Origin of the sequence: Paenirhodobacter sp. (assembly GCF_050177655.1) — a bacterium.
In the GTDB taxonomy this organism is placed as follows: domain Bacteria; phylum Pseudomonadota; class Alphaproteobacteria; order Rhodobacterales; family Rhodobacteraceae; genus Rhodobacter.
Map to the genome: position 1 here is coordinate 108,605 of NZ_JBFXGV010000005.1, position 23,623 is coordinate 132,227.

Annotated in this window: 23 protein-coding genes; 12 read left to right on the forward strand and 11 right to left on the reverse strand. The window is 64.9% G+C overall.

The window, feature by feature from the left end; all coding sequences use genetic code 11:
* The first annotated feature begins 127 nt into the window (after positions 1–127).
* From AB7U46_RS04025 to AB7U46_RS04040, 4 genes are read left to right on the forward strand one after another with little or no spacing between them, the layout of a single operon-like run.
* A complete protein-coding gene (locus tag AB7U46_RS04025; RefSeq protein WP_428335644.1) occupies positions 128–763 on the forward strand; it encodes a paraquat-inducible protein A in 636 nt (211 codons plus the stop codon).
* Entirely contained in the window at positions 760–1,389 is a 630-nt protein-coding gene (locus tag AB7U46_RS04030; RefSeq protein ID WP_428335645.1) for a paraquat-inducible protein A, read from the forward strand. The genes AB7U46_RS04025 and AB7U46_RS04030 overlap by 4 nt, the downstream gene beginning before the upstream one ends.
* Positions 1,386–3,407 (forward strand): MlaD family protein, encoded by a 2,022-nt coding sequence (locus AB7U46_RS04035; protein WP_428335646.1) that lies wholly within the window; start codon positions 1,386–1,388, stop codon positions 3,405–3,407. Before AB7U46_RS04030 ends, AB7U46_RS04035 begins: the two co-directional genes overlap by 4 nt.
* An 11-nt stretch (positions 3,408–3,418) precedes the next feature.
* Complete coding sequence (locus AB7U46_RS04040; protein WP_428335647.1) at positions 3,419–3,976, forward strand: PqiC family protein; 558 nt, start codon at positions 3,419–3,421, stop codon at positions 3,974–3,976.
* Here AB7U46_RS04040 and AB7U46_RS04045 read toward each other — a convergent pair.
* From AB7U46_RS04045 to mutM, 9 genes are all read right to left on the reverse strand, one after another.
* A complete protein-coding gene (locus AB7U46_RS04045; RefSeq protein ID WP_428335670.1) occupies positions 3,973–4,494 on the reverse strand; it encodes a flavin reductase family protein in 522 nt (173 codons plus the stop codon). The genes AB7U46_RS04040 and AB7U46_RS04045 overlap by 4 nt on opposite strands.
* Positions 4,495–4,575: 81 nt before the next feature.
* Positions 4,576–7,026: a DNA topoisomerase (ATP-hydrolyzing) subunit B gene (gene gyrB, locus AB7U46_RS04050; protein WP_428335648.1), complete on the reverse strand. Its 2,451-nt coding sequence runs from the start codon at positions 7,024–7,026 to the stop codon at positions 4,576–4,578.
* Positions 7,027–7,108: 82 nt separating this feature from the next.
* A complete protein-coding gene (locus AB7U46_RS04055; protein WP_428335649.1) occupies positions 7,109–7,546 on the reverse strand; it encodes a DUF6301 family protein in 438 nt (145 codons plus the stop codon).
* The gene (gene recF / locus AB7U46_RS04060) at positions 7,543–8,601 is read right to left on the reverse strand and encodes a DNA replication/repair protein RecF (RefSeq protein ID WP_428335650.1); all 1,059 of its coding nucleotides are present in this window, start codon (positions 8,599–8,601) and stop codon (positions 7,543–7,545) included. The genes AB7U46_RS04055 and recF overlap by 4 nt, the downstream gene beginning before the upstream one ends.
* 52 nt (positions 8,602–8,653) lie before the next feature.
* A complete protein-coding gene (gene dnaN / locus AB7U46_RS04065; RefSeq protein ID WP_428335651.1) occupies positions 8,654–9,772 on the reverse strand; it encodes a DNA polymerase III subunit beta in 1,119 nt (372 codons plus the stop codon).
* Between the two features lie 100 nt (positions 9,773–9,872).
* On the reverse strand, positions 9,873–11,237 hold the full coding sequence (dnaA, locus tag AB7U46_RS04070) for a chromosomal replication initiator protein DnaA (RefSeq protein WP_428335652.1): 1,365 nt from the start codon (positions 11,235–11,237) through the stop codon (positions 9,873–9,875).
* A gap of 465 nt (positions 11,238–11,702) precedes the next feature.
* Positions 11,703–11,969 carry a 30S ribosomal protein S20 gene (gene rpsT, locus AB7U46_RS04075; protein WP_428335653.1) on the reverse strand — a complete coding sequence of 89 codons (267 nt, stop codon included), beginning with the start codon at positions 11,967–11,969 and terminating at the stop codon, positions 11,703–11,705.
* 161 nt (positions 11,970–12,130) lie between these two features.
* A complete protein-coding gene (locus tag AB7U46_RS04080) occupies positions 12,131–12,907 on the reverse strand; it encodes an enoyl-CoA hydratase (RefSeq protein ID WP_428335654.1) in 777 nt (258 codons plus the stop codon).
* A gap of 86 nt (positions 12,908–12,993) precedes the next feature.
* Positions 12,994–13,839, reverse strand: a complete 846-nt coding sequence (mutM, locus tag AB7U46_RS04085) for a bifunctional DNA-formamidopyrimidine glycosylase/DNA-(apurinic or apyrimidinic site) lyase (RefSeq protein ID WP_428335655.1) — start codon at positions 13,837–13,839, stop codon at positions 12,994–12,996.
* Positions 13,840–13,914: 75 nt separating this feature from the next.
* On the opposite strand from mutM, the gene ubiE reads away from it, so the two are divergent.
* On the forward strand, positions 13,915–14,667 hold the full coding sequence (gene ubiE, locus AB7U46_RS04090) for a bifunctional demethylmenaquinone methyltransferase/2-methoxy-6-polyprenyl-1,4-benzoquinol methylase UbiE (protein ID WP_428335656.1): 753 nt from the start codon (positions 13,915–13,917) through the stop codon (positions 14,665–14,667).
* Position 14,668: 1 nt separating this feature from the next.
* Entirely contained in the window at positions 14,669–16,198 is a 1,530-nt protein-coding gene (ubiB, locus tag AB7U46_RS04095) for a 2-polyprenylphenol 6-hydroxylase (RefSeq protein ID WP_428335657.1), read from the forward strand.
* 2 nt (positions 16,199–16,200) lie between these two features.
* On the opposite strand, the gene AB7U46_RS04100 is transcribed toward ubiB, so the two are convergent.
* Complete coding sequence (locus AB7U46_RS04100; RefSeq protein WP_428335658.1) at positions 16,201–16,866, reverse strand: flagellar hook capping FlgD N-terminal domain-containing protein; 666 nt, start codon at positions 16,864–16,866, stop codon at positions 16,201–16,203.
* Positions 16,867–16,878: 12 nt separating this feature from the next.
* The gene (locus AB7U46_RS04105; RefSeq protein ID WP_428335659.1) at positions 16,879–19,518 is read right to left on the reverse strand and encodes a flagellar hook-length control protein FliK; all 2,640 of its coding nucleotides are present in this window, start codon (positions 19,516–19,518) and stop codon (positions 16,879–16,881) included.
* Between the two features lie 107 nt (positions 19,519–19,625).
* Here AB7U46_RS04105 and AB7U46_RS04110 point away from each other — a divergent pair, with 107 nt between their 5' ends.
* From AB7U46_RS04110 to AB7U46_RS04135, 6 genes are all read left to right on the forward strand, one after another.
* Complete coding sequence (locus AB7U46_RS04110; RefSeq protein ID WP_428335660.1) at positions 19,626–19,919, forward strand: rod-binding protein; 294 nt, start codon at positions 19,626–19,628, stop codon at positions 19,917–19,919.
* Entirely contained in the window at positions 19,912–20,256 is a 345-nt protein-coding gene (locus AB7U46_RS04115) for a hypothetical protein (protein WP_428335661.1), read from the forward strand. The genes AB7U46_RS04110 and AB7U46_RS04115 overlap by 8 nt, the downstream gene beginning before the upstream one ends.
* Before the next feature lie 212 nt (positions 20,257–20,468).
* Positions 20,469–21,689 carry a flagellin gene (locus tag AB7U46_RS04120; protein ID WP_428335662.1) on the forward strand — a complete coding sequence of 407 codons (1,221 nt, stop codon included), beginning with the start codon at positions 20,469–20,471 and terminating at the stop codon, positions 21,687–21,689.
* A gap of 86 nt (positions 21,690–21,775) precedes the next feature.
* Positions 21,776–22,153 carry a flagellar biosynthesis regulator FlaF gene (gene flaF, locus AB7U46_RS04125; protein ID WP_428335663.1) on the forward strand — a complete coding sequence of 126 codons (378 nt, stop codon included), beginning with the start codon at positions 21,776–21,778 and terminating at the stop codon, positions 22,151–22,153.
* On the forward strand, positions 22,150–22,554 hold the full coding sequence (gene flbT / locus AB7U46_RS04130) for a flagellar biosynthesis repressor FlbT (protein ID WP_428335664.1): 405 nt from the start codon (positions 22,150–22,152) through the stop codon (positions 22,552–22,554). Before flaF ends, flbT begins: the two co-directional genes overlap by 4 nt.
* On the forward strand, positions 22,551–23,381 hold the full coding sequence (locus tag AB7U46_RS04135; protein WP_428335665.1) for a DUF1217 domain-containing protein: 831 nt from the start codon (positions 22,551–22,553) through the stop codon (positions 23,379–23,381). The genes flbT and AB7U46_RS04135 overlap by 4 nt, the downstream gene beginning before the upstream one ends.
* Positions 23,382–23,623 lie beyond the last annotated feature (242 nt).

Consider the following 23,623-nt stretch of genomic DNA (forward strand, 5'->3'; position numbering starts at 1 on the left):
CATTTTCACCCGTCGTCCGGTCTAGCACCTGCGGCTTAAGGGCCTGTTAAAGGCTAAAATCCGCATTATTTCCGGCGCCATCGCCACAGCGCCTTGCGACGCGCCGCGCCGAGGCTATCTTGGCGCCATGTCCGACGTGGTCCCCCATGCCCCTCTCGATCCCGACGATCTGATCGCCTGCCCGCGCTGCGATGCGCTGCATCATCGGCACGCGATCGCGGAGAGCGAAAGCGCGACCTGCGCGCGCTGCCACAGCCTGCTGATCACCCCGCGCACGCGCTCTTTCCTGCATGTCGTGGCGCTCGCCTTCGCCGCGATGATCCTGATGATCGCCGCGATCTTCTTTCCCTTCCTCACGATTTCGGCGCGCGGGCTGAGCCATGCGAGCTCGATCTTCGAGGTCGCCCTCGCCTTCTCCGACGGTTGGCTCGCCCCGCTTTCGCTCGCCGTCCTGCTCGCCATCGTGGCGCTGCCGATCGCGCGCTTCGCCGCGCTGATCTACACGCTCTGGCCGCTTGCCAACGGGCGCCGGGCCTGGCCCCACGCCGCCCTCGCCTTCCGCTTTTCCGAGGTGCTGCAACCCTGGTCGATGGCAGAGATCTTCATCATCGGCACCGCGGTCGCGCTGGTGAAGATCGGCGGCCTCGCGACGATCTCCTTCGGCCCGGCCTTCTGGGCCTTTTGCGCCCTCATCATCGTCACCGTGCTGAAGAACGCCTTCCTCAGCGACTGGACGATCTGGGAGGAGATCGGGCGGAAATGAGCGAGCCGCATCCGATCCTGACCGCGACCGACGCGGGGCTGACCGGCTGCACCCAATGCGGCCGGGTCTGGCCGCGGGGCACGGCGCGCTGCGGCCGCTGCGGCGCCACGCTGCATGCGGTCGACACCGCCAGCCTGCAGAAGGTCTGGGCCTGGTGGGCGGCGGGGCTGATCTTCTACATCCCGGCCAATCTCTTTCCGATGCTGCGCACCGCAACCCTCACCGGATCGCAGCAGAACACCATCCTCGGCGGCGCGGTCGAGCTTGCGCGCCACGGCAACTGGGGGGTCGCGGGGATCATCTTCCTCGCCTCGATCCTGATCCCGATCGGAAAATTCCTCGCGATCGCCTTCCTCGCCCTCGCCGTCGGCACCGAGCGCCGCGCCGGCGGGCACCGCCATCTCGCGCTTTTCGAGGTGGTCGAATTCATCGGCCGTTGGTCGATGATCGACGTCTTCGTCGTCGCGATCCTGTCCGCGCTGGTGCAGCTCGGCTTCGTCGCCTCGATCCATCCGGGGCCGGCCGCCGCCGCCTTCGCGCTTTCGGTTGCATTCACCATGCTCTCCGCGCAAAATTTCGATCCGCGACTGATCTGGCGCGGGCCCGTAGTAACGAAAGACCGATGACCGATTCTCCCGAGCCCGCCGAGCTGCAAATCCGCCCCGCACGCGACCCGATCTGGACCCGGCTTTCGGTGATCTGGCTGGTGCCGCTGCTTGCGCTCGCCATCACCCTCGGCGTCGCCTGGCGGACCTATGCCGACCGCGGCGTGCTGATCGAGATCGACTTCGCCGATGCCACCGGCATCACCCCCGGCGAAACACCGCTGAAATTCCGCGAGGTCGAGGTCGGCAAGGTCGAGAAGGTCGGCTTCAACGCCGATCTCACCTCGGTGCGGATCTCGGTGCGCGTCGACAAGGATGTCGCGCGCTTCATCGACAAGGACGCGCGCTTCTGGCTGGTGCGGCCGCAGGTCTCGGCGCAGGGGATCTCGCGGCTCGACACGGTGCTTTCGGGCACTTTCATCGAGGGCTGGTGGGATGCGAAACCAAATGGCGAGCAGACCGTCTTCAAGGGGCTCGACAAGATGCCCGTCGCCCCCGACCCGACCAAGGGCACCGTGGTCGAGCTGCGCTCCGAGGACGCCGGGGGCCTTGCCGAAGGGGCGCCGGTGCTCTTTCGCGGCGTCACCGTCGGCCATATCCAGAACCTGCGCCTGAACGACAGCGACTCGGGCGTCACCGTCGACGCCTTCATCGAGGCACCGCATGACAAGCGGCTGACCACCGCGACGCGGTTCTGGGACACCTCGGGCATTTCCGTCTCGCTCGGGCCGAGCGGCGTCAGCCTCGACATGCGCTCGCTCGCGACGCTGGTGCAGGGCGGCGTCGAATTCGACACGCTCGCGACCGGTGGCGGCATCGTCGAGAACGGCCATGCCTTCCGCCTCTATCCCAGTGCCGACGCGGCGAAATCCTCGATCTTCGGCCCAGAGATCGTCGATCCCCCGCGTTACACGCTGCTCTTCGATCAGGCGATCAACGGGCTCGAACGCGGCGCGAAGGTGCAGTTCCGCGGCGTCGAGGCGGGCGAGGTCACCGATATCGCGATCAAGGTGCAGACCGACAGCATGGGCACGCGCTATGCGCAACAGCAGGTGGTGATCGCGCTTTCGCCCGAGCGCCTCGGCCTCGCGCGCGACACCGACAAGGCGATCGTCACCGATTTCCTCTCCGACGAGGTGAAGAACGGGCTGCGCGCGCGCGTCGCCGGCACCGGGCTTCTGGGCACGACGCTGGTCGTCGAGCTGACCGATCTGAAGGACATGCCCGCCGGGGCGATGGGGCTCGACGCCGAACCCTATCCGACGATTCCGACCGCACCCGCCGCGGAAAACGACATCGCCGCCTCGGCGAAGGACGTGTTCAAGCGCATCGACAAGCTGCCGATCGAGGATCTGATGAATTCCGCGATCCGCACGCTCGACTCGGTCTCGGCGATCGCCGAAAGCGAGGAGACGCGGAAGATCCCGGGCAATCTCTCGGGCCTGCTCGATCAGACGCAGACCCTCGTCGCCGAGCTGAACAAGCAGGATGCCGCCTCGAAGACGGTGACGGCGGTGGATGCGGTGACCGAGGCCGCGACGAGCTTCCTCGAGGAAATCGACGGGCTGCACGAGACGCTCGATTCCGCGGACAAGGCGGCGCAGGCGGTCTCGCAGATGCCGCTCGAGGATATCGGCAAGAACGTCGACGGGCTGATCGCCGATCTGCGCGGGATGCTTGGCACGAAGGATGCCGAGCGGCTGCCGAAGGCGCTCTCCGACACGCTGGAACAGACCGCCGCGCTGCTCGAGGAGCTGCGCAAGGGCGGTGCGGCCGAAAAGCTCAACGGCACGCTCGTCGCGGCACAGGACGCGGCGGGGGCGATTTCCGACGCCTCCGACCGGCTGCCCGAACTCACCGCCAAGCTCGAAAGCCTCGTCACCCAGGCGCAGGCGCTGGTCGCCACCTATGGCGAGCGCTCCGCCTTCAGCGACGAGATGCTCAATACGATGCGCGAGCTGCGCCGGGCCACGGCCTCTTTCGGCGCGCTCGCGCGGATGATCGAACGCAACCCCCGTGCCTTCATTCTCGGGCGCTGAGAGGAGGGGACATGAAACACACTGCTCTTGTTCTGACGCTGCTGGCACTCGCCGCCTGCTCGAACCCGCTCGATACCGCGCGCTACACGATCGACCCGGAGCCGGCGGCGAAAAGCCTGCCGAACCGGCTTGGTCAGGCCGAGCTGCGCGAGGTTTCGCTGCCGCAATATGCCTCCGGGCAGGAGATCACCTGGAAGGATGCCGATGGCGCGCTGCGCTCGACGCCGAAAGAGATCTGGGCCGACGATCCACCGCGCGCGGTGACGCTCGCGCTCGCGCGCGAGATCTCGGCGGTGTCCGGGGCGACGGTGATCGCCGAGCCCTGGCCGCTCTCGGGCGGGCCCGACCGGCGGATCGAGGTGCGGGTGGAGCAGTTCCTCGCCACCGACAAGGGCGCCGTGCGGCTTGCGGGCAGCTATTACGTCAGCCCGGTGATGGGTGCGGGCGGCGATACCGTGCGGCGCTTCGACATTTCCGTGCCGCTTGCGGGCGCGGGCGCCGGAGCGATCGCGCAGGCGCAATCTCAGGCCCTCGCACAACTCGCCAGCCAGATCGCGGCGCTGCGTTAAACCCTTGAGAAACCGCCGTATTGACCGGCGAAGAAGGTCAGCGGTTCGCCCGTTTCGCACAGGCAGAACCGCGTCACCCGACCGATGATGATGGTGTGATCACCACCTTCATGCGTCGCCTCGGTGACGCATTCAAAGCGCGCGAGAACGCCGTCGATCAGCGGCACGCCCGCCTCGTTGCGGTGATGCTCGAGCCCGTCGAAGCCCGCCCCGGTGCCGGTGAAGCGCTTTGCGAGATCGCGCTGATCGGCGCCCAACACATGGATCGCGAAGGCCTGCGCCGCGGTGAAATGGCGATGCCGCATCGAGGAACGCGCCGCCGACCAGAGCACCAGCGCCGGGTCGAGCGAGACCGAGGCGAAGCTGTTCACGGTGATGCCGACCGGCGCCGCACCGCCCGCCTCGCAGGTGGTGACCACGGTCACCCCGGTCGCGAAACGGCCGAGCGCATCGCGAAACAGCCGCGGATCGGCGGGGTTCGGCACATGGCCCTGACCCGCGGCCTCGGCACGGGTCATCGCCTCTTCGATCTTGCGGCTCTCGGTCATCGCTCCTCCTCGCGGCTCAGCTAGCGCGCCGTGGCGCGCCGGCAAGCCGGCTCAGAAATCGAGGTTCTCGACGCTGAGCGCGTTCTGCTGGATGAAATCGCGCCGCGGTTCGACAACGTCGCCCATCAGCTTGGTGAAGATGTCGTCGGCCTCGGCCACATCGTCGATCTTCACCTGCAGAAGCGTGCGCGCCGAAGGGTCGAGCGTGGTTTCCCAAAGCTGCTCCGGGTTCATCTCGCCAAGCCCCTTGTAGCGCTGCAGCGTGAGGCCCTTTTCGCCCTCCGACAGGATCGCCGCAAGCAGGTCGAGCGGCCCGTAGATCAGCTGCTCGCGGTCCTTGCGGATCAGCCGCGCCGGGGTGCCGTAGGTCTCGTGCAGATCCTTGGTGAACTGCGACAGACGCCGCGCTTCGCCCGAGCGCAGCACCGCACCGTCGAGCACGCGATGCTCCTCGACGCCACGCAGCACGCGCGCAAGGCGGATGCCGTGATCCTGCGTCGGACGTCCGGTCCAGCCGCGTTCGTATTCGAGCGCGACGAGATCGAGCCGCGCCGCGACCGCATCGGCCACGCCCTGCGCATCGGCGTCGACCTGCCCCGGAACCAGCGCCCCGGCGATCGCCGCCTGTTCGAGGATGCGCTGCGGGTAATGCGTCGGGAAGGCCTGCAGGATGCGGCGGATCACCCGCGCCTCTTCCACGAGGCGGGTGAGATCGGCGCCGATGATGTCGGTGCCGTCGCCAAGCCGCAGACAGGCGCCCTCGACGCCCTGCACGATCAGATATTCCTCGAGCGCAGCCTGATCCTTGAGATAGACCTCCGACTTGCCGCGCGCGACTTTGTAGAGCGGCGGCTGCGCAATGTAGAGATAGCCGTGCTCGATCAGCTCCGGCATCTGCCGGAAGAAGAAGGTGAGCAAGAGCGTACGGATATGGGCGCCGTCGACGTCCGCATCCGTCATGATGATGATCTTGTGGTAGCGCAGCTTGCCGATGTTGAACTCGTCGCGCCCGATCCCGGTGCCAAGCGCGGTGATCAGCGTGCCGATCTGCTCCGAGCCGAGCATCCGGTCGAAGCGCGCGCGCTCGACGTTGAGGATCTTGCCGCGGAGCGGCAGCACCGCCTGGTTCTTGCGCTCGCGCCCCTGCTTGGCCGAGCCGCCGGCCGAGTCACCCTCGACGAGGAAAACTTCCGAAAGCGCCGGATCCTTCTCTTGGCAATCGGCGAGCTTGCCGGGCAGGCTCGCGACGTCCATCGCGGTCTTGCGGCGCGTGAGTTCACGCGCCTTGCGCGCCGCCTCGCGGGCCAATGCCGCCTCGATGATCTTGCCGACGATCAGCTTCGCCTCGCCGGGGTGTTCCTCGAACCATTCGGAGAGCTTCTCGTTCACCAGGTTCTCGACCGCGGGCCGGACCTCGGATGAAACCAGCTTGTCCTTGGTCTGGCTGGAGAATTTCGGATCGGGCACCTTCACCGAAAGCACGCAGGTCAGCCCCTCGCGCGCATCGTCGCCGGTGAAATCGACCTTCTCCTTCTTCGCAATGCCGCTGTCCTGCGCGTATTTGGTAATCGTGCGGGTGAGCGCCCCGCGCAGGCCCGCGAGGTGCGTGCCGCCGTCGCGCTGTGGGATGTTGTTGGTGAAGGGCAGCACCGTCTCATGGTAGCTGTCGTTCCACCACAGCGCGACCTCGACGCCGATGCCACGGACCTCGCCCACCATGTAGATCGGGTCGGGGATCATCGCGGTTTTCGAACGATCCAGATATTTCACGAATTCCCGAACACCGCCCTCGTAATGCAGCTCGATCTTGAGCGGTTCAGCGGGGCGCTCGTCCTCGAGCAGGATGCGCACGCCGGAATTGAGGAAGGCGAGCTCGCGCAGGCGGGTTTCCAGCGTCTTGAAGGAATATTCGAGATCGGAAAACGTGCCATCGGGCGAGGTCGTCTTCGCCGAGGCCATGAAGCGCACCTCGGTGCCCTTCTCGCCGGGCGCATCGCCGATCTCATGCACATGCTCGACGCATTCGCCATGCTCGAAGCGCGCGAAATAGACCTTGTCGTTGCGCCAGACCTTGAGCTCGAGCCAATCCGACAGCGCGTTCACCACGGAAACGCCCACACCGTGCAACCCGCCCGAGACCTTGTAGGCGTTGCCGCCCTCGTCGGTGTTGTTGAATTTGCCGCCGGCATGCAGCTGGGTCATGATGACCTCGGCCGCGGAAACACCCTCTTCATGGTGCATGTCGACCGGGATACCGCGGCCATTGTCGCGCACCGAAACCGAGCTGTCGGCATGGATCTTCACGGCAACGTAGTTCGCATAGCCGCCAAGCGCCTCGTCGATCCCGTTGTCGACGACTTCATAGACCATGTGATGCAGGCCCGAGCCGTCGTCGGTATCGCCGATATACATGCCGGGACGTTTGCGAACGGCCTCCAGGCCCTTGAGAACCTTGATGGAATCCGCGCCGTACTCGGCTTTATTGTTGTTGGTCTCGGTCATCCGCGCCTATCCTGCAAAACGATGACGATTTATAGGGGTTCGACGCGGGAATGTCACGCCCAGGCCACAAGATTTAGCGGGCTCAGGCGCCTTTCGGCAGATGCAGCGACCCGTCCGGATCGAGCGGCCAGAACGGGTTCCGCGCCACCTCCCAGACATGGCCGTCGAGGTCCGCCCAATAGCCGGAATAGCCGCCCCAATGGGCGCGCGAGGGCGGCTTGACCGCTTTCGCCCCGGCCGCAAGCGCAGCGGCGAAGGCCGCGTCGACATCGGCCTCGGTGGCGAAATTCTGCGCCAGCGTGATCGCCCCTGTGCCCAGCGTCACCTCCTTCACCCCCTGGTCCTCGGCGAGATCCTTGAGCCCGAAGAGACCCAGCGCCATCCCCGGCATCTGGAAGAAGACGACGGCGGGGGTCGCCTCGCTCGGCACCCAGCCGAGCGCCTCGTAGAACCTGCGCGCCTGCGCGAGATTGCGCACGCCAAGCGTGATCAGCGTCACGCGCTGCACCGGATAACTCATGGCCCCACCTCCGTGACCGTCGACATCCCGCCCTCTTCCGTCACCCGCCAGTATTGGCCGCGGGCGCCGAGGCTTTCGAAAAGCTCCGCGCCGGTGCCGGTCATCATCACCTGGGCCCCGAGCGCGCAGATCTCATCATAAAGCGCAGCGCGCCGCCCGGCGTCCAGATGTGCCGCGACCTCGTCGAGGAGCAGCAGGCAGGTTTCCCCCGCAAGTGCCCGCGCATTGGCCAGAAGCAGCGAAATCAGCAGCGCTTTCTGCTCACCGGTCGAGCATTGCGCGGCGGGCGTCGCCTTCTCGGCATAGATCGCCTCGAGATCGGCACGATGCGGCCCCTCGAGCGTGCGCCCCGCCGCCATGTCGCGCCGCCGCTCCCCCGCCCAGGCCGCCGCGAGATCGCCCGCATCATCGCCCGTGATCGCGAGATCGGCCGAGGGAAAGGCCGTCGCCGCCCCCGCCTGCGCCGCGGCGAGGCGCGCGAGCGTCTGCACCCGCGCCACGCGGATCGCCGCGCCCGCCTCGGCCATCTGGCTCTCGAGCGCGCCATACCAGGCGGCATCGCTCACGCCCTCCTTGAGCAGGCGGTTGCGCTCCCGCATCGCCTTTTCATAGGCGACCACCGCCTCCGCATGGGCCGGCACGAAGGCCATCGTCATCCGGTCGAGAAAGCGCCGCCGCCCCTCCGCCCCCTCGATCCAGAGCCGGTCCATCGAAGGCACGAGCCAGAGCACCCGCGCCAGCCGGCCAAGCGCCACCTGCGGCGCCGGCTTGTCGTCGATCAGCACGCTGCGGCTTTGCCCCGGCAGGGCGGAGGTCTCGATCTCATTCTCGTCGAGCGTGGCACGGATCTTCCATCCCACCGCCTCCTGCCGCCGGATCAGCTCCTCGGCGGAGGCGCGCCGCAACCCGCGCCCGGGCGACAGCAGCGAAACCGCCTCGATCACCGAGGTCTTGCCCGCCCCATTCGGCCCGTAAAGCGCCACCGGCCGCCCGTCGAAGACAAGCTGCGCGCGGCGATGCGAGCGAAACTGCAGAAGCGTCAGATCCCGCAGCATCGCTTCCTCATTTTCCTGGTCAAAATACTCCCGCCGGAGGCCGCCGCGCGCCTTACACGCGCATCGGCATCACGACATAGACCGCCGAAGTGTCGTTCCCCTCGCGCATCAGCGTCGGATCGCCCGAGGAGTTGAACAGGAAGACGGCATTCTCGCGATCGACCTGGGAGGCGATCTCGAGCAGGTATTTCGCGTTGAAGCCGATCTCAAGCGCCTCGTCGCCATAGGCCACGACGAGCTCCTCCTCGGCGGCGCCCGCATCGGGGGCATTGACCGAAAGCACCAGCTTGTCGGTATCGAGGCTGAGCTTCACCGCGCGCGACCGCTCCGAGGACACCGTCGCCACGCGATCGACGGCCTTCGCGAATTCCGCGGCATCGACCTCGAGCCGGCGGGTGTTCGCCATCGGGATCACGCGCGAGTAATCGGGGAAAGTGCCGTCGATGACCTTCGAGGTGAGGGTGATCGTCGGCGTGGCGAAACGCACCTTGGTCTCGCTCACCGAAACCGCGATCTGCGCGTCGTCATCGTCGAGCAGCTTGCGCAGCTCGTTCACCGTCTTGCGCGGCACGATCACGCCGGGCATGCCCTGCGCGCCCTCGGGCAGGGCAGCGTCGATCCGCGCCAGCCGATGCCCGTCGGTCGCGACGCAGCGCAGCACCGGGCCATCCTCGCCGGTCGCCACATGCATGTAGACGCCGTTGAGGTAATAGCGCGTCTCCTCCGTCGAGATCGCGAATTTCGACTTGTCGAACAGGCGCTTGAGCACCCCGGCCTTGGCCGAGAAATTCGCCGAATACTCGGAGCTCGCCATCACCGGGAAGTCTTCCTTCGGCAGGGTGGCGAGGTTGAAGCTCGACTTGCCGGCCTGGATCGTCATCCGCCCGGCGGTCGGATCGTCGGTGAGCTGCACCAGCGCACCATCGGGCAGCTTGCGCACGATTTCGTGCAGCATCACCGCCGAGACCGTGGTCGCGCCCGCGCGTTCGACCTGCGCCGGCGCCCGGTCGACCACCTCGATGTCGAGGTCGGTCGCGCGGAAAGAAACCGTGTCGCCCTCCGCCTCGATCAGCACATTGGCGAGGATCGGGATCGTGTTGCGACGTTCGACGACCGATTGAGCCTGCGCCACGGCTTTCAGGAGCGCGGCGCGTTCGATGCTGATCTTCATATCCATCCCTCACGGCAGCCGGGACAGAGAGGGTAGCAGCCCGCACCCCCGGCACAAGTTTTTTTGGACATTCGGCCGCTTTCGCCGAAGCGTCAAGGTCTCAGGACTCGAGAAGCCGCCGCAGCAGCGCGATATCCTCGGTCAGTTGCGAGTCCGTCGCCATCAGCTCCTCGATCTTGCGGATGCCGTGCATGATCGTGGTGTGATCGCGCCCCCCGAAGCGACGCCCGATCTCGGGCAGCGAACGGGTGGTGTGCTGCTTGCACAGGTACATCGCCACCTGCCGCGGCCGCGCGATGGTGCGCACGCGCTTCGGCCCGATCATGTCGGAGAGGCGGACGTTGTAATGCTCGGCCACCTTGCGCTGAATCTCCTCGATCGTGACCTTGCGGTCGGAGGCGCGGAGGATGTCGTTGAGGCATTCCTGCGCGAGATCGAGGGTGATCTCCTTGCCGACGAGCGAGGCGAAGGCGAAAAGCCGCGTCAGCGCGCCTTCGAGCACGCGGACGTTGGTGGTGATCCGATGCGCGAGGAATTCGAGCACACCATCGGCCATCTTCAGCCCCGGATACTGGGCGCGATAGGCCTCGGTCTTGGTCTGCAGGATGCCGAGGCGCAGCTCGTAATCGGTCGGGTGCAGATCGACGACGAGGCCGCATTGCAGCCGCGACTTGATCCGCTCCTCCAGATCCTTGATCTCGCCCGGCGCACGGTCGGCGGAGATCACGATCTGCTTGCCCTGATCGACGAGCGCGTTGAACGTGTGGAAGAATTCTTCCTGCGTGCTGTCCTTGCCGGCGATGAACTGCACGTCATCGACCATCAGCACGTCGACGGAGCGGAACAGTTCCTTGAAGTCCATGATCTGACGGTCGCGCAGCGCCTGCACGAAACGGTACATGAACTGCTCGGCCGAGAGGTAGAGCACGCGCAGATCGGGGCGGCGGGTCTGCAGGTCATGCGCGATCGCATGCATCAGGTGGGTCTTGCCGAGGCCGACGCCGCCATAAAGGAAGAGCGGGTTGAAGGTGACCGGCCCGCCTTCGGCGACGCGACGCGCAGCGGCATGAGCCAGCTCGTTCGGCTTGCCGACGACGAAGCTGTCGAAGGTGAAACGCGCATCGAGCGGCGCACCGGGCAGCTCCGCGTCATCGCTGGCGCGCGCGGGCTTGCGCGCAGGCGCCGGGGCGGGGCGGGTGACTTCGGCGGCCGGCACCGGGCGCAGCTCGGACACGCGGATCTCGACGCGCTCGACCGAAAGGCCGGTCTTGCGCAGCTCACGCTGGATCGGTTCGCCGAAATTGCGCGACACCCAGTCGCGCATGAACCGGGTCGGCGCCTCGAAGACGGCGATATCCCCCTCGAGCCCGATCAGGCGAAGCGGTTCGATCCAGGTGGTGAAATTGTTTTTCCCGATGCTCTTGAGAAGTTCATTTCGTGCCCGCCCCCAGGTTTCTTCGGTCATTCTTCTGCCTATCGCCTACACACACATCCGCGAGACACACGTCACCCGCCGCGCGGCCCAGAGGCCGGCGTTTGCATGAGACACGGCAACGAGCCCGGAAAACCGGGCAAGGCATCACCTGCCGAAGTCGGGGCGCAGAAGCCCCTCGAATCGGATTCGCATTCTCGAGACCGGAACCTCCGGCTTTTTTCCTTGTCGTGGCAGACGTTTCGCCTGCTCCGGCGCTCTCGAATGCGTCATGTCCCCCAAGGCGACGTGAATCGCAGGGTGAAGCTAGCAAGCGCCCCGGCAGAGGCGCAACCGAACTTCGCGCTTGACGCTCGATTCCCTTCCGCGAATCTCCCGGCATCGGCAAAGCCGCAACAGGGCGGCGCAATCCATTGAAATAAAAAGATTAATTCAGATGTGAAAAAAGGCGCCCGGATCGGGCGCCTTTCAGCAAACCGGTCGCAGGACCGGTTGAAATCAGTTCGCCAGCGCCTTCACGCGCGCGGCAAGACGCGACATTTTGCGCGACACGGTGTTCTTGTGCAGGACGCCCTTGGTGACGCCGCGCGCCAGTTCCGGCTGCGCCGCGGTGAGGGCCGCCTTCGCGACTTCGGCGTCGCCCGAGGCGATCGCTTCTTCGACCTTGCGCAGGTAGGTGCGGATGCGCGAACGACGCGCCTTGTTGATGTCGTTGCGACGCTCGTTCTGACGGGCGCGTTTCTTGGACTGGGGCGTATTGGCCATGGATCTGTCTCTTTACCGGGTCGGTTGCATATCGATTGCGCACCAAAGCCCGGTCGTCCCAGCGAACCGGTTGATTCTAGCCTGAGCGGGCTCCACGCGCATGTGAGGGGGGCTCTTAGGGCAAAACCCGCCGAAAGGAAAGCCCTTTCGGCGGGACCGCCTTACTTGTCGCGGAATTGCGGCTCGCGCTTTTCGAGGAAGGCGGCCATGCCCTCCTTCTGATCCTCGGTCGAGAACAGCGAGTAGAAGGCGCGGCGCTCGAAGCGGACGCCCTCGACCAGCGTCGTCTCATAGGCGACGTTGACGCATTCCTTCGCGGTGATCGCGCTGAGCTGCGATTTCTCGGCGATCTTGTGGGCGGCGCCCATCGCCTCGGGCATCAGCTGCGCGAGCGGCACGACGCGGCTCACGAGGCCCGAACGTTCGGCTTCGGCGGCGTCCATGAAGCGGCCCGTCAGATGCATGTCCATCGACTTCGACTTGCCGACGAAACGGGTCAGCCGCTGCGTGCCCCCCATGCCGGCGACGACGCCGAGGTTGATCTCGGGCTGGCCGAACTTGGCGTTTTCCGCGGCGATGATGAAGTCGCACATCATCGCGAGTTCGCAGCCGCCGCCCAGCGCATAGCCCGCCACCGCGGCGATCACCGGCTTGCGGGTCTTGAGGATGCCCTCGGTCTCCGGACCGAAGAAATTCTTCATGTACATGTCGACGAAGCTCTGCTCCGACATCTCCTTGATATCGGCGCCGGCCGCGAAGGCCTTTTCCGAACCGGTGATGACGATGCAACGCACCTTGTCGTTCTTGTCCGCCGCCGCGAGCGCATCGGCGAGCTCACCCAGCAGCATGGTGTTCAGCGCGTTCAGGGCCTCGGGGCGATTGAGCCGGATCAGAGCGACATAGTCTTCGATCTCGACGATCAGGGTCTGGTAGGCCATCTGGCTTTGCCTTTCCTTGTGGTGAGCCGGAGTCGTAACAGGCTGCGTGCGATTATCAAGACCTTCTCGCATGCGCAGCATCCGCGTCACCTCTGGCAGTGCGGGCAGAAATAGGTCGAGCGCCCCGACTGCACGATGCGCCTGAGCGGCGTGCCGCAGGTGGTGCAGGGCTCGCCCTCGCGGTCGTAGACGCGGAAGGCGTGCTGGAAATAGCCAAGCTCGCCCGAGGCCTGGCGATGGTCGCGCAGGCTCGAGCCGCCCGCGGCGATCGCCTCGCTCAGCACCTCGCGGATCAGCGGCACGAGGCGCGCGATGCGGGCCGCGGCAATACGCCCCGCCTGCCGGCGCGGGTCGATGCCTGCGCGAAACAGCACCTCGCAGACGTAGATATTGCCGAGGCCGGCGACGATCCCCTGATCGAGCAGCGCCGCCTTGATCGGCGTGGCCTTCCCCTTCAGCCGGGCGACGAGGTAATCCTCGTTGAACTCGTTGCCGAAAGGTTCGGGGCCGAGGCCGGCGAGCAGCCAATGCGCCGCCTCGCGATCGGTGCGCACGAGATCCATCGCGCCGAACCGCCGCGCATCGTTGAAGGTGACGCGTGCCCCGCCCTCCATCGTCAGCACGACATGGTCGTGTTTCTGCGGCGCCGGATGATCGAGGTGGAAATCGCCGAGCATCACGCCCGACACCAGCATCCGCCCCGACATCCCAAGGTGAATGAGCAGGCTCTCGCCGGTATCGAGATCGGCGAGGATGTATTTCGAGCGCCGCCGCAGCCGTTCGACCCGCGCGCCGGTGATCCGCTCGGCCATCCGCTCGGGCAGCGGCCAGCGCAGGTCGGGCCGGTTCACCTCGGCGCGTTCGATACGGCGCCCCTCCATCGCGGGGGCGAGACCCCGGCGCACGGTTTCCACCTCGGGCAGTTCTGGCATCTTCGTTCCTGTCGCATTGTCTTGGCCGCAGGGGCTCCTATAAGAAGGGGGAGTTTTCGGGAACGGCAAGAGACCATGACAGACGAGCAGGGCAAGACCACGCATTTCGGCTTCCAGACGGTGGACGAGGATGCGAAGGCGGGGATGGTGCATGGCGTGTTCTCGCGCGTCGCCTCGAAATACGACATCATGAACGACCTGATGAGCCTCGGCATTCACCGGATCTGGAAGGATGCGATGATGGACTGGCTCGCGCCGCGGCCGGGGCAGAAACTGCTCGACGTGGCGGGGGGCACCGGCGACGTCGCCTTCCGCTTCCTCAAGCGCGCGCCGGGGGCGACCGCAACGGTCTGCGACATGACCGAGTCGATGCTGATCGAGGGGCAGAAGCGCGCCGAGGCCGAAGACATGGCCGAGCGGCTGAGCTGGGTCGTGGGCGATGCGATGGCGCTGCCCTTCGAGGACAACACCTTCGACGTCTACACGATTTCCTTCGGGATCCGGAACGTCACGCGGATCCCCGACGCACTGCGCGAGGCCTATCGCGTGCTGCGCCCCGGCGGGCGGATCATGGTGCTCGAATTCAGCCAGATCCCGAACGAGATGCTGCAATCGCTTTATGACGCCTATTCCTTCAACGTCATTCCGGTGATGGGCAAGGTGGTGGCGAACGATCGCGACAGCTATCAGTATCTCGTGGAATCCATTCGCAAATTCCCCACGCAGGAGATCTTCGCCTCGATGATCCGGGAGGCCGGGTTCGACCAGGTGAAATATCGCAACCTCTCGATGGGCATCGCCGCGCTGCACTCGGGCTGGAAAGTCTGAGATGCGGGGGCCTCACAATATCTGGCGGCTGATCCGCACCGGCGCGACCTTCGAACGTTCGGGCGCGATGGGCGTCGCGCTCGAGGCGCTTGACGCACCGCCGCGGCTGCGGCTCGTCGCGCGGGTGATGGGTTGGCCGTTCAAGTGGCTGGGCTACAAGGGCGATCCGGCGCTGCCGCCGGTGACCCGCGCAATCACCGCGCTCGGCCCCGCCTATATCAAGTTCGGTCAGGTGCTCTCCACCCGCCCCGATGTCGTCGGCGACGAGCTTGCCGATCAGCTGCGGGTGCTGCAGGACAAGCTGCCCCCCTTCGACACGGCGATCGCGAAGGCGACGATCGCGGAGGAGCTCGGGCGTCCGGTCGACGAGATCTTCCTCGAATTCTCCGAACCGGTCGCCGCCGCATCGATCGCCCAGGTGCATGCCGCGCGGCTCGCCGACACCGGCGAGAAGGTCGCCGTGAAAGTGCTACGCCCCGGGATCGAACGCGCCTTCCGCCGCGATCTCGACGCCTTCCATTTCGCGGCAGGCATGATCGAGCGGCTCTCGCCGGCCTCCCGCCGGCTGAAACCGACCGAGGTGGTGAAGCATTTCGAAGGGGTGGTCCTGGGCGAACTCGATCTGCGTCTCGAAGCCTCCGCGGCCTCGCAATTCGCCGCGAATACCAAGGATGACGCCGGCTTCCGCGTGCCGGCGCCGGTCTGGGCGCTCTCTGGGCGGCAGGTGATGGTGCTCGACTGGGCCGAAGGGCTGCCGATGGGCGATGCCGCGGCGATCCGGGCGGCAGGCCATGACGTCGTCGCGCTCTCCGAACGGGTACTGCAACTCTTCCTCAGCCACGCGCTGCGCGACGGCTACTTCCATGCCGACATGCATCAGGGCAATCTCAAGGTCGCAGCGAACGGCGATGTCATCGCCTATGATTTCGGCATCATGGGGCAGATCGACGAATATACCCGTCGCGTCTATGCCGAGATCCTGATGGGCTTCATCCGACGCGATTACCGGCGCGTTGCGGAGGTGCATTTCGAGGCGGGCTATGTTCCCGCCGACCGCGACGTGAACGAATTTGCGCTGGCGCTGCGCGCGGTGGGTGAGCCGATCTTCGGGATGAACGCCACGCAAATCTCGATGGCGCGGCTGCTCTCCTATCTTTTCGAGGTGACGGAACGCTTCGGCATGCAGACCCGCACCGAACTGATCCTGTTGCAGCGCACGATGGTGGTGGTCGAGGGCGTCGCGCGCTCGCTCAACCCCGCAATCAATATCTGGGAAGCCTCGCGCCCGGTGGTCGAGAAATACATCCGAGAAAATCTTGGCCCCCGCGCGATGCTGCGCGATCTGCGCCGGACGGTGCTTGTGCTCGGCCAGTACGGACCGCGTGTTCCTGCGATCCTGCAGGCAGCGCTGGAACGTCAGGTCGCCCCCGCGCCCAAGGTTCCGGCGAAGCCCCGCCTTCGGACGCCGTTGCTCATCGTCGCGGTCGTCTGTGCGCTCGTGCTTGGCGTTGGCATCGGCGTGATGCTCTGACGTCAGTCGGCTTCCCGCAGCGCCGAGATCTCGCCCGTTCCGACCGTCGTACCGCCGCGCAGCACGAGCACGGCACCGTCGCTGGTGCCCTGCGCCTCGACGATCCGGTTGTAGGTGTCGACCGTATCGGTCGAGAGCAGCGAACCGCTGTTGTAGCTTTCGAGACTGAAGGAATAGAGGCCGGCGGAAAGCGCATTGCCGTTGCTGTCCGTCCCGTCCCAGTCGATCGTGTCGGTCGAGACCGGGATCGTCTGGCGCGAAACCTCGTTCCCCGATTCATCGCTCACCACCAGAACCGTCTGATCGGCCCCGACCACCGGGTTCGGCGCAAGCGTCACCGCATTCGTACCATCGTAATAGGCCGGCACGGCAGCCCGCGCCTCCATGCCCACCCAACCGGCATATTCGCTCATCCCCATCAGCCCGAGCTGCGTCACGAGCGAGGTCAGCAATTCGTTCGTCTGCACCTGCTGCTCGACCTGCGAAAAGGCGGCGAGCTGCGCCGCGTAGTCGGTGCTGTCGATCGGATTGGTCGGATCCTGGTTCTGCATCTGCGTGGTGAGCATTTGCAGAAACATCTGATAGTCCGAGCTGATGTTCGCGGCTGCGCTGGCCGTGCTCGAGCTGGATGAGGATGTCGTTGCCGTGGCAGAGGAAACTGTGGTCATCGTAAGTGTCCTTTACATGCGCAGATCAAGACCGCCGGAAGGGTCGCGAACCGGGGAAAGTACGGCAACAGACGCCGTCTGGAAGCGGGGCGCCGGATCGGATTCGCGCTCCGCATATGGGTCTGGAAGCGAAGAATCCGGTTTGTAGCCCCCGCTCGCCTGCTCACCGAAGCTGAAAGAGACGTCGCCATAACCGATCTCGCGGAAGTCCCGCGCGAGAAGGTCGATGTTGCGACGCAGAAGATCGAGTGTATCCGTGCGTTCCGCCTGAACCGCGACGGTGATCGTCGCGTCATGGCTGTGCAGCGTCAGCCGGACCTTGCCCAGCTCCTCCGGCGACAGCGTCAACTCGACCGGACGATCGCCAGATCCAGACATGGCCTGCGTGATCTGCTGGCTCACACCTGAGGCCGTCGCAGCGGCCTGCCGTTCGCCTTGCAAAGCATGCACGGAATGTCCGGTGAGGCTCATATGCGCCGACACCCCGCCCTCGCTTCCGGCATTACCGGAAAGCAGTGCGGCCTCGCCGAAAGAGGCGGGGATCCGGGACAAGGTGGAAACCACGGCCTCACGCGGTCCGGTCGTCGTTTGCGCCGAATGCTGCACGGCGACACCCGTCTCTGTTTCTCGCCCGGAGGAGGGGGCCGTCGCCGACTTTTCCCGCGGCGCTTCCAAATCGGGAGACCCGCTCTCGGCGTCCCCCGTATCCGGCCCGTCCCCCTGCAAAAGGGGGCGATGCGACATCGGAACCCGGGGCATTTCCTTGTCATCCGCGCTCAGAGGCATGTCGGCCCCCCGCAGGTCAGTCTCCGCCGCATCGGAGGCCACGACGCGCGCGGCGTCGCGCGTGGGGGCCAGGGGCTCAGGCTCAGGCACCTGTGCTAGAAGATCCGGCATCTGTGCCGTCCTTGTGTTGTCGCCGGAGGTCATATTGGCCGCCAAGGCCGGCGAGAAAGCATCCGTAACCGCGGCGGCGGATTTGGCGCGGACCTCGGGCGCGGGCGTCCGGAAAATCTGCTCCCCGGAGGGGGCGGCGTGGCCCTCGCCTGCGACCTCGACCGATCCGTCCAATTTTGGCATGGCAACAGAAGGCGGCTCCGGCAAGGTCCGCAGAACGACGGGCTCCTCGAGACTTTGCAAGGCACGGACGAATTCCGCACGCGCGGTCATGAGTTCGGCACCAGTCAGATCTGCGCTGCGCCTCGACGCCCCGACGGCCTCCGCCGTTCCGGATGCCGGGGCGGAGACCATGCCTGTGGTCGCCGGCAGGACGGCTTCGGAGCGCCCCCGTCGAACCGGGGGTTCCCCATCAGAACCTGTGTTTTCCTCGGCCTCCATTGTGTGTTCGGAGAGGGAAACGGGATTCGTGGGGACTTGCTGAACCGGAATGTCGACCGGATTCTGCTCCTGATCGACTTGGACAGACGGTCCTTTCAGTGGAACGAGGCCCTCCGCCCCGCCAGCCATGTCCCCCATTGGCGCCGACACATCAGGCAGTTTGGATTTGGCTCCCGCGTCGGCTCCAACGGTTCTCGTCTCTGCCGAGGCCGTATTCTCACGCGCGTCGACAGCCCCCTCCTTCCCCGTGAGGCGAGTCGCGATAACGCCGACCTGCGCCTTCTGCGCCGCATCCTCCTGAACCATCGAACCGTCGTCCGGCAGACGGGGCATCCCTGTTTCCGGCGAAGCCGCCAGGCTCGCCCCCGCTGTCACACGTGGCTCAATGCCGAGCGCACGGTATGCGGCGAAGTCCTCACCAGTGTTCGAGGCCGTCGATACACGCCCCGCCATATTCTTCGCTTGCGGCTGACCGGAATTTGAACCGCCGATCTCGACAGCTCCCATCCTCCCTGTCTCGACATCGAGCTCGATGTGAGCCAGCCCTTCCGCTTCACCCGCGAACCGATTGTCGCGACCCTCCGTCGTCTCCGTACGCGCCGCCGCGGCAGAAACCGATATTCTGGCCGGCTCCATCGAAGCCCCGCGACTGTTTGCGTCAGAAACGGAGAGAACCGAAGCCCCCAGCTGCGTCATCGAGGCCGGTGTCGCGAGGGGCGAAACATCGGCCCCCTTGCGAACCGCATCCCTATCGCTTTCGGCGCGGAACGCCGCGACGTCTCTCTTTGATGTTTCATTTGTCCCTGAAACATCCTCCATGCCCGCACCGACGGCACTCTTCTGGTCCGGAAGAATCGAAGCCCCCGGGGCCACAGTCGGAGCATCTTCAACAAATGCTCCCGTCGCAATCAGAGATGGCTTCCGCGGATCGTCCGCAGATTCGGGGGCCTTGCCATTCCCATCCGCGAGGAGGGCACCGACGACATCACGCGGTCGCGCGGTGTCTCCCGCCCCCTCCGGCGTTGCGACCACGGGCGCTGAGGCATTCTCCGCCGCGGGCATCATCGCGCGAAACACGACCGCGTTCGACATGGAAACCGAGGAACCGATCGAAACCTCTGCCGCCGCGCTCGGAGGCGCGGCCACAGACGATACCGGCATCGAAGCGCCGCCCGCATCTTCTGGCTCGGCCCCGTCCGCCGCACCGACCATCTCCGCAAAATGCGCGTCCCCATTTCCATCGGCCTTTTCCCCGATGTGACCGGGGCGCCGGAGGAAGTTGGTGAGAAATTCCGTCAGTATCTGCGCTTTCATGGTCCACGACTTCTGCCTGTGATCCCCGCAACATGACAGCAGGAGGTTACTGCTTCTTTACGACCTTGTGTCATCAACGGACGAAATCGGTTCAATTGGAGCAATCCATGGCAAATACGGTCGGCCTCTCATCCGCGCTCCCTGTCGCGCCTGCCAGGAAGCAGGTGGGCGAAGATCAGCTGCGCGAGAAGGCCAAGGAGCTCGAGGCGAGCTTCCTGGCGGAAATGCTGAAATATTCCGGCGTGGGCAAACCCCTCGACAGCTTCGGAGGAGGGGTAGGCGAAGAGCAGTTCGCCTCTTTCCTCTGCGACGAATACGGTCGCGCGATGGCTGACGCGGGGGGCATCGGCCTGGCCGAATCGATCTTTCATTCGCTGCAGAAAGGAGCGGGAAATGACTGACACCACGGACCAGCTGATCGAGGAGCTGGTCGAACTTCTGCGCATCGAGCGTGACACGATCCGGAACGGAGAATTCGACGCGCTCGCGCACCTCGCCGATCGCAAGCTCACGGTGATGGACGCCCTTTCCGGCACCCCCGCACGCAAGCTGCTGGAGGTTCAGGCAATGGCACATGACAATCGCAAGCTGCTCGAAGCGGCTCTTGTGGGCGTCCGCTCCGCGCAGTCGCGGCTCAAGGCGATCCGCGCGGCGATGCACAGCTATCAAAGCTACGACAAGAGCGGCAAGCCGCGCACCATTTCGCCGGGAGGCGGAACGCTTGAACGCCGAGCGTAAACCATTCTTCGAAAAACTGATGCATTCGAGGCCGGCCACAGAGCCGGCCTTAGCTTTCTGTTAGGCTTCGCGTGCAAGGATCGCCTCGCATCCTTCGGGATGGCGCGGCACGGAGGGTAAGATGCCGCAAAGGTCAGAACGCCACGAGCGCCGTCGCAAGGACGGCAAGTGAAACCCCTCGGCGCAAAGCGCCGAAATTTGAAGGATCTGACATGTCGAGCATTCTGACGAACACCAGCGCCATGGTCGCGCTGCAAACGCTCAAGGGCATCAACTCGAGCCTGTCGAAAACCCAAAGCGAAATCTCGACCGGCAAATCGGTCGCCTCGGCCAAGGACAACGCGGCCGTCTGGGCCATCTCGAAAGTGATGGAATCGGATGTCTCCGGCTTCAGCGCGATCTCGGACAGCCTCGCGCTGGGCGAGTCGACGGTCGCTGTGGCGCGTCAGGCGTCGGAAACCGTGACCGATCTCCTGACCCAGATGAAGGAAAAGATCGTCGCGGCGCAAGAAGACAACGTCGACAAGACGAAACTGCAGACGGACGTCGACGCTCTCCGCGAACAGATCAAATCGGTGATCGGTGCGGCACAATTCAACGGCCTGAATCTCGTCGACGGTTCCTCGAGCTCGACGGTGGATGTCCTCTCCTCGCTGAACCGCGCTTCGGATGGTTCTGTGACTGCCAGCCACATCTCGGTCTCGTCCCAGAATCTTTCGGTCGGCGGCTACACCGGTGTCGACGCGTTCACTGGCACGGATGGCGTTTCGACGGACACTGCTGACGCTTTCTCGTTCACGCTCGATGCCACGGGCGGTACGGACGACCAGGGCACGGTGGTGATCGTCGACACCTCTCTCGCGGCCGGCGACAAGATCAACATGAAGATCGGCGATCTCTCGATCTCCTACACGGTGACGCAGGAGGACGTCGACTCGACGACCACCGCCGACGTCGTCGCGGTCGGCCTCAAGAACGCGATCGAGGCTTCCGGTGCGAATGTGACCGTCGACTACGACAGCGGGACTGCCGGTACGCTGGCGATCACGAACGACGGCAGTGAATCGCTGACCATCACCGGACAGTACGAGAATGCCGGTTCGGGCGGCCTCGGCCTACTGAAGACCCTCAACGTCGACGACTCCAACGGCGGGGATTCCGCGCTGGCACTCGCCAACATCGAGACCCTGATCCAGACCGCAACGAATGCCGCGGCAGCCTTCGGCTCGGCCGAGACCCGAATTTCGACCCAGTCGGACTTCATCTCGAACCTGTCCGACTCGCTGCAGACCGGCATCGGCTCGCTCGTCGATGCGGACATGGAAGAGGCTTCGGCACGTCTTCAGGCTCTGCAGACGCAGCAGCAGCTGGGCATCCAGTCGCTGTCGATCGCCAACCAGCAGCCGCAGAACATTCTCTCGCTGTTCAAGTAAGGCACTTGGGGGGCGCCGGATCCGGCGCCCCTCCCCTCCGCGGCAAAGCCGCGACCTGATCCCCCTCGCCACTGGAAGGTCTTCCCGTGAACGCTACGATTCTGGCCAAAACGGCCTATGCCAACCCCGGTCAACCGACCCGCACAGCGCGCGGCACCGAATATGAACTCTTTGCGCGGATCACGCACCGGCTGAAACAGGCCTGCATCGATACAGATGGCAACTTCTCCGTGCTCGCCCGCGCCCTCTATGAAAACCGCCGTCTCTGGACGGCGCTCGCAGCGGATGTGGCCCTGCCTGCCAACGAATTGCCCGAACAGCTCCGGGCACGGCTCTTCTATCTCAACGAATTCACCCAGGCGCACAGCCGAAAGGTCCTGTCCGGGGAGGCCTCCGCGGAGGTTCTCATCGACATCAACACGGCGATCATGCGCGGTCTTCGGCGCGAAGGCGGTGCGGAATGACAGGCCTCGTGCTCAAGCTCGCCCCCAAGGAACGCGTCTTGATCAACGGCGCAGTGATCGAAAATGGGGATCGTCGATCGCGCTTGGCGATCATGACACCCAACGCCCACATCCTGCGGCTGCGCGACGCGATCCATCCCGAGGAGGTCAATACGCCGGTGCGGCGCGTGTGCTATATCGCCCAACTCGTCCTCTCCGGCGATGCCGAACCGACAGAGGCCAGAATGCAGCTCCTGCGCGGAATCGAACAGCTTAGCCAGGTGCTGACCGATCAGGACAGCCGCACACAGCTGACGCAGGCGACGGCTGCCGTGCTCGAAGACCAGCACTATCAAGCTCTCAAGTTTCTCCGCAGCCTTCTGCCCAGGGAGGAGCGACTCCTCGCTTCCGGAAGTTCATGAGCTACACGCCGGTCATTCCTTTCAGCGGCTATGCCGGCTGGAAACTCCTGAACCGAACGATGGAGACGCAGAAGGCGGCCTTTACCGCCTCTGCCGACATCCAGCGCAACGAAGACTATTTTCGGGAGAAGATCGGCTCCATCACGACTGCGAAGGAGCTGGTATCCGACAGGCGCCTGCTTTCGGTCGCCTTGGGCGCGTTCGGGCTCGATGACGACATCAACAACAAGTATTTCATCCAGAAAGTTCTCGAGGAAGGAACACTCGACACTGAATCGCTCGCGAACAAACTCTCCGACAAAACCTACCTGAAACTTTCTCAGGCCTTCGGTTTCGGAGACTACAGTGTGCCGCGAACTGCGCTTTCTGATTTTGCTGACGAAATCCTCGAGCAATACGAGACTCGCGAATTCGAAGTCGCCGTAGGTGACTCGGACAACGATCTGCGTCTGGCACTGGCCGCCCAAAGGGATCTTTCGGAGCTGGCGTCCAAGTCGAACAGCGAGAACACCAAATGGTATTCAATTATCGGTTCGGAGTCACTCGCGACCGTCGTGCGAACGGCCCTCGGCCTTCCCGACAGCACATCTTCCCTCGATGTCGATCAGCAGGTTACCGTCTACAAGAATAAGGCTGAAAGTGTTCTTGGATCTTCCGACCCAGCCGAGTTTTCCGATGCCGACAAGGTGGAAAAGGTCATAAAGTTATTCCTTCTGCGCAGTCAGCTGGAAAATGGCACATCTACCGGCAGCGGTTCAGCCGCGTTGCAAATACTTCAATCAGCGTCGAGTAATCCGAGCGCAAATATCCTTTCCCTGCTTCTGTGACATAGGCTAGGGGCAGGAGTTATTGATCTCGGGCTTTTAGCGTGTTTCAGGTTCCGCAAGCAGATCTGATCGATGAGTAATATCTACTGACCAACCGACGCTCAGATGGAACGCCTGGGCCTTGTTGCACAAATCGGGTGAGGGATTCACTGCGTGAATCCAGCATGATAGCTGGATGGCATGAGCAGTTGGGCCCCTACGAAGTACAAGACCACGAACTGGTCGGCTTACAATGAAGCGTT

Excerpts from the sequence above, each read along its gene's own strand:
- AB7U46_RS04115 (WP_428335661.1), top strand. The coding sequence starts at position 19,912 with ATGACTGACACCACGGACCAGCTGATCGAGGAGCTGGTCGAACTTCTG.
- AB7U46_RS04135 (WP_428335665.1), top strand. The coding sequence starts at position 22,551 with ATGAGCTACACGCCGGTCATTCCTTTCAGCGGCTATGCCGGCTGGAAA.
- AB7U46_RS04040 (WP_428335647.1), top strand. The coding sequence starts at position 3,419 with ATGAAACACACTGCTCTTGTTCTGACGCTGCTGGCACTCGCCGCCTGC.
- ubiB (WP_428335657.1), top strand. The coding sequence starts at position 14,669 with ATGCGGGGGCCTCACAATATCTGGCGGCTGATCCGCACCGGCGCGACC.
- AB7U46_RS04035 (WP_428335646.1), top strand. The coding sequence starts at position 1,386 with ATGACCGATTCTCCCGAGCCCGCCGAGCTGCAAATCCGCCCCGCACGC.
- AB7U46_RS04100 (WP_428335658.1), bottom strand. The coding sequence starts at position 16,866 with ATGACCACAGTTTCCTCTGCCACGGCAACGACATCCTCATCCAGCTCG.
- ubiE (WP_428335656.1), top strand. The coding sequence starts at position 13,915 with ATGACAGACGAGCAGGGCAAGACCACGCATTTCGGCTTCCAGACGGTG.
- AB7U46_RS04045 (WP_428335670.1), bottom strand. The coding sequence starts at position 4,494 with ATGACCCGTGCCGAGGCCGCGGGTCAGGGCCATGTGCCGAACCCCGCC.
- mutM (WP_428335655.1), bottom strand. The coding sequence starts at position 13,839 with ATGCCAGAACTGCCCGAGGTGGAAACCGTGCGCCGGGGTCTCGCCCCC.
- dnaN (WP_428335651.1), bottom strand. The coding sequence starts at position 9,772 with ATGAAGATCAGCATCGAACGCGCCGCGCTCCTGAAAGCCGTGGCGCAG.
- AB7U46_RS04080 (WP_428335654.1), bottom strand. The coding sequence starts at position 12,907 with ATGGCCTACCAGACCCTGATCGTCGAGATCGAAGACTATGTCGCTCTG.
- AB7U46_RS04030 (WP_428335645.1), top strand. The coding sequence starts at position 760 with ATGAGCGAGCCGCATCCGATCCTGACCGCGACCGACGCGGGGCTGACC.
- recF (WP_428335650.1), bottom strand. The coding sequence starts at position 8,601 with ATGCTGCGGGATCTGACGCTTCTGCAGTTTCGCTCGCATCGCCGCGCG.
- AB7U46_RS04120 (WP_428335662.1), top strand. The coding sequence starts at position 20,469 with ATGTCGAGCATTCTGACGAACACCAGCGCCATGGTCGCGCTGCAAACG.
- AB7U46_RS04110 (WP_428335660.1), top strand. The coding sequence starts at position 19,626 with ATGGCAAATACGGTCGGCCTCTCATCCGCGCTCCCTGTCGCGCCTGCC.
- AB7U46_RS04055 (WP_428335649.1), bottom strand. The coding sequence starts at position 7,546 with ATGAGTTATCCGGTGCAGCGCGTGACGCTGATCACGCTTGGCGTGCGC.
- rpsT (WP_428335653.1), bottom strand. The coding sequence starts at position 11,969 with ATGGCCAATACGCCCCAGTCCAAGAAACGCGCCCGTCAGAACGAGCGT.
- flbT (WP_428335664.1), top strand. The coding sequence starts at position 22,150 with ATGACAGGCCTCGTGCTCAAGCTCGCCCCCAAGGAACGCGTCTTGATC.
- AB7U46_RS04025 (WP_428335644.1), top strand. The coding sequence starts at position 128 with ATGTCCGACGTGGTCCCCCATGCCCCTCTCGATCCCGACGATCTGATC.
- AB7U46_RS04105 (WP_428335659.1), bottom strand. The coding sequence starts at position 19,518 with ATGAAAGCGCAGATACTGACGGAATTTCTCACCAACTTCCTCCGGCGC.
- gyrB (WP_428335648.1), bottom strand. The coding sequence starts at position 7,026 with ATGACCGAGACCAACAACAATAAAGCCGAGTACGGCGCGGATTCCATC.
- dnaA (WP_428335652.1), bottom strand. The coding sequence starts at position 11,237 with ATGACCGAAGAAACCTGGGGGCGGGCACGAAATGAACTTCTCAAGAGC.